General features: G+C 74.5%; 3 protein-coding genes. 2 read left to right on the top strand and 1 reads right to left on the bottom strand.

What is annotated here, in order from left to right; translation table 11 throughout:
* Positions 1-235: 235 nt before the first annotated feature.
* Positions 236-1,420: a winged helix DNA-binding domain-containing protein gene (locus ACFW9D_RS20975; protein ID WP_384623769.1), complete on the bottom strand. Its 1,185-nt coding sequence runs from the start codon at positions 1,418-1,420 to the stop codon at positions 236-238.
* A gap of 120 nt (positions 1,421-1,540) precedes the next feature.
* On the opposite strand from ACFW9D_RS20975, the gene ACFW9D_RS20980 reads away from it, so the two are divergent.
* Both ACFW9D_RS20980 and ACFW9D_RS20985 read left to right on the top strand, forming a co-directional pair.
* Positions 1,541-1,996, top strand: coding sequence for a hypothetical protein (locus tag ACFW9D_RS20980; RefSeq protein ID WP_384623770.1), 456 nt, complete (start codon positions 1,541-1,543; stop codon positions 1,994-1,996).
* Positions 1,997-2,008: 12 nt separating this feature from the next.
* On the top strand, positions 2,009-3,355 hold the full coding sequence (locus tag ACFW9D_RS20985; RefSeq protein WP_384623772.1) for a DUF2252 domain-containing protein: 1,347 nt from the start codon (positions 2,009-2,011) through the stop codon (positions 3,353-3,355).
* Positions 3,356-3,436 lie beyond the last annotated feature (81 nt).

Consider the following 3,436-nt stretch of genomic DNA (forward strand, 5'->3'; position numbering starts at 1 on the left):
CGGTTCTTCGTATGCCGGGTGCGGGCCGGTGGGGGCTGGTCGCGCCCCGCGGCGGAGCCGCTGATGGACACAGCCCCGCGCCCCTGAAGGCATGCGGCTTCGCCGCGCCTTCCCCGGCAGCAGGCGCCCCGCGTCTTGATCGGGGAAATGCGGCGCGAAGCGCCTGCATTTCAGGGGCGCGGGGAACTGCGGCGACCAGCCCCCACCGGCCGGCAGACGCAGCACCCGCCCCCCCCTAGGCCGCCCCCAGCTCCCGCTCCAACGGAGTGCGAAAGCGCGGGGTCACCCGGACCCCGGCCAACCAGGACCCGAGCCGCCCCGCCTCCGAGGCGACAGCCTCCCGCGCCTCCCGCCCCCCGAAGCCATCGAGCAGCCGCCACACCACCTCACCGCCGTCCCGCTGCCCCCAACCCCCCACGATCCGCCCGCCCCACCACACCGTCGGCCCGATGTTCCCGCTCCGGTCGAACAAGGCCCCCCGCACCTCGTCCGGGCAGTACCACTCCCGCTCCTGCCACCCCATGGCCGTAGGATCCAGCCCCGGCAGGAACGCGGCGCAGGGCGCGACCTCCCCCGGCCCCTCCACCGCCTCCGGCATGACGAACCCGGCCCCGCCCCCGTCCAGGGACACGGCCACGGCCCCGACGGCGGCGAGGGCCCGCCGTACCTCTGTCACCTTCCACCCCGTCCACCACTTGAGGTCCGCCTCCGTCGCCGGCCCGCACACTGCCAGCCAGCGCCCCAGCAATTCCGCCTGCGCCCCGGCGACCGGCAGCTCCGCGTGCGGCGGCGCCACCTCCCAGCGGAACTGCGAGGACGTCCAGGACCCGAGCGGCCGCCCCCGCACGACCCGCCCCTCGACCCCGAGCACCCGCATCAGCCGCGACGACACGGTCTGCAGCGCCTCGTAGCTCTTGCCGCGCCCGTACGTGAACTGCTCCCTCAGGCGCGGCTCGTCCTCGCAGAGCTCGTTCACCGTCGCCTGCCCGCGCCGCGCGAGCGCGGCCAGCGCCGACTCCTCGACCCCCTCCAGCCACCCCGGGGTGAGCCGCCCGTCGCTGCCCGCCGCCATCTCCTTGAGCAGCCCCGCCCGCGCCTTCGCCGCGACGGCCAGCCCGGTCGACGCGTGCACCGTCGCGGCCAGCTCCGTGGGAAACACGAACACCGTGTGCCGCATCCCGTGCATCCGCACCAGCGTCCGGTCCTCGTAGAGGGCCCGCTCCACGTCCGCGACCGTCCCGCCCGGATCCGCGAGCCGCGCCCCGACCGCCAGATACACCGTCGCCGGATCCGTCCCGTGCAGCGCCACGAGCGACCGCGCGACGTCCTCGGCGCGCTCCGCCCGCGCGGCGGGGGACAGGCGATGGGCGAGCACGAGCCGGGCCCGCCGCTCCTCGGTACCGATGTGCCGTGTCGTCATGGGGCCATCCTGCCCGCACGTCACCTGTTCGGCCCCCATGGCATGCGGGTACCCGCCGTCCGGCCGTTGACTGGGTCCGAGCCGTACCGGCGGGCGGACGAGCAGAGGTGGGTGGTCGGCATGACGGCGACACGATGCGCGGCGCGGGCCACGGGCGCGGCCCTGCTCGCGGCGGCCCTGGCCGTCGGCGCGACGGCCTGCTCGGACGACGACACCAGCCCCTCCGACGTCGCCTCCAAGGGCGCCGACATCCTGGCGTCCGCGACCGCCGAGGCCCAGAAGAAGTTCGACGAGTTCAAGAACGGCGTCGACGCGAAGAAGGACGTGGAACTCGGCGACGTGTCCAAGGAGGACGGCCGCGCCACGGCCCCCGTGACCGTGAAGAACACCGCCGACGCCAAGAAGTCGTACCTCGTCCTCGTCACCTTCCGGGACTCCGGCGGCAACCGCCTCGACGCCGTCGCCGTCCAGGTGAACGACGTCGGCGCCGGCGCGTCGAAGAAGGCGACCGCCCGCAGCCACCGCTCCCTCGGCGGCGACGTCACCGCCGAACTCGACCGCGCCCTGAGCCACTGACCCCCGGCGGCCATGACCAGCCCCGCCGAACGCGCAGCCCAGGGCAAGCGCGCCCGCAAACACCTCGCCCGCTCCGCGCACGGCCCCTGGATCCCCGCCGCGGACCGCCCCGACCCGGTCGTCGTCCTCGAACGGCAGGGCGCCGACCGCCTCCCCGACCTGCTCCCCATCCGCTACGGCCGGATGTCCGCGAGCCCCTTCGCCTTCTATCGCGGCGCCGCAGCCGTCATGGCCGGCGACCTCGCCGCGATACCCCACACCGGCCTCAGCGTCCAACTCTGCGGCGACGCCCACCTGCTGAACTTCGGCCTGTTCGCCTCACCCGAGCGCGCCCTGCTCTTCGACCTCAACGACTTCGACGAGACGTACCCCGGCCCCTTCGAATGGGACGTCAAACGCCTCGCCGCCTCCGTCGTCGTCGCCGCCCGCGACAACGGCCACTCGGACAAACAGGCCCACCGCGCCGCCCTCGCCGGCACCCAGGCCTACCGCACCAACCTGCGCCGCCTCGCGGGCCTCGGCGAACTCGCCGTCTGGTACGAGCGGATCGACGCGCAGGACCTGCTCCCGCTGATCCGCTCCGCCCGCGACCGGCGCCGCGTCGAGCACACCCTCGCCCAGGCCACCCGCCGCACCAGCCTCCACGCCCTCGGCAAACTCACCGAGACCACCCCCGACGGCCGCCGCCGCATCGTCCACGACCCGCCGCTGCTCCAGCCGGCGGGCGTCACCGACGCCGCCGCGATCCGCAAGATGTTCGGCGACTACCGCTCCACGCTCACCGAGGACCGGCGCCGCCTCCTGGACCGCTACCGCTTCGTGGACGCCGCCCGCAAGGTCGTCGGCATCGGCAGCGTCGGCACCCGCTGCTTCATCGTGCTCCTCGCGGGCCGCGACGCCGATGACCCGCTCTTCCTCCAGATCAAGGAGGCGACCCGCTCCGTCGTCGAGGAGCACACCCCGTACCACGGCCCCTATCTCCACCCGGGCCACCGCGTCGTCGCAGGCCAGCGCCTGCTCCAGGCGGCGAGCGACATCTTCCTCGGCTGGATGACCGGCCCCCAGGGCCGCTCCTTCTACTGGCGCCAGCTGCGCGACATGAAGGGCTCCGCGGACGTCGGCGTCATGCGCCCCGAGGACCTGCTCGCCTACGCCCGCCTGTGCGGCACCGCCCTCTCCCGCGCCCACGCCCGCTCCGGCGACCGCATCGCCATCGCCGCGTACCTCGGCGGCTCCGACACCTTCGACCGCGCCGTGGCCGCCTTCGCCCTCCACTACGCCGACCAGACCCTCCGCGACCACGCCACCCTCATGGACGCGATCTCCTCCGGAGTCCTCACCGCCGCCCCCGGCATCTGACAGCACGAAGGCCCCCCCCCCCCCCAAGGAGACCGGCGGCGCCCAACCAAAGTCCACGGGAACGCCGAAGTGTGTGATGAT

The sequence above is a fragment of the Streptomyces sp. NPDC059524 genome (assembly GCF_042749255.1).
GTDB classification, from domain to species: Bacteria; Actinomycetota; Actinomycetes; order Streptomycetales; family Streptomycetaceae; genus Streptomyces; species Streptomyces xanthii.

Bases quoted from the DNA above. Each gene is read 5' to 3' on its own strand.
- ACFW9D_RS20975 (WP_384623769.1), bottom strand. From the start codon at position 1,420: ATGACGACACGGCACATCGGTACCGAGGAGCGGCGGGCCCGGCTCGTG.
- ACFW9D_RS20980 (WP_384623770.1), top strand. From the start codon at position 1,541: ATGACGGCGACACGATGCGCGGCGCGGGCCACGGGCGCGGCCCTGCTC.
- ACFW9D_RS20985 (WP_384623772.1), top strand. From the start codon at position 2,009: ATGACCAGCCCCGCCGAACGCGCAGCCCAGGGCAAGCGCGCCCGCAAA.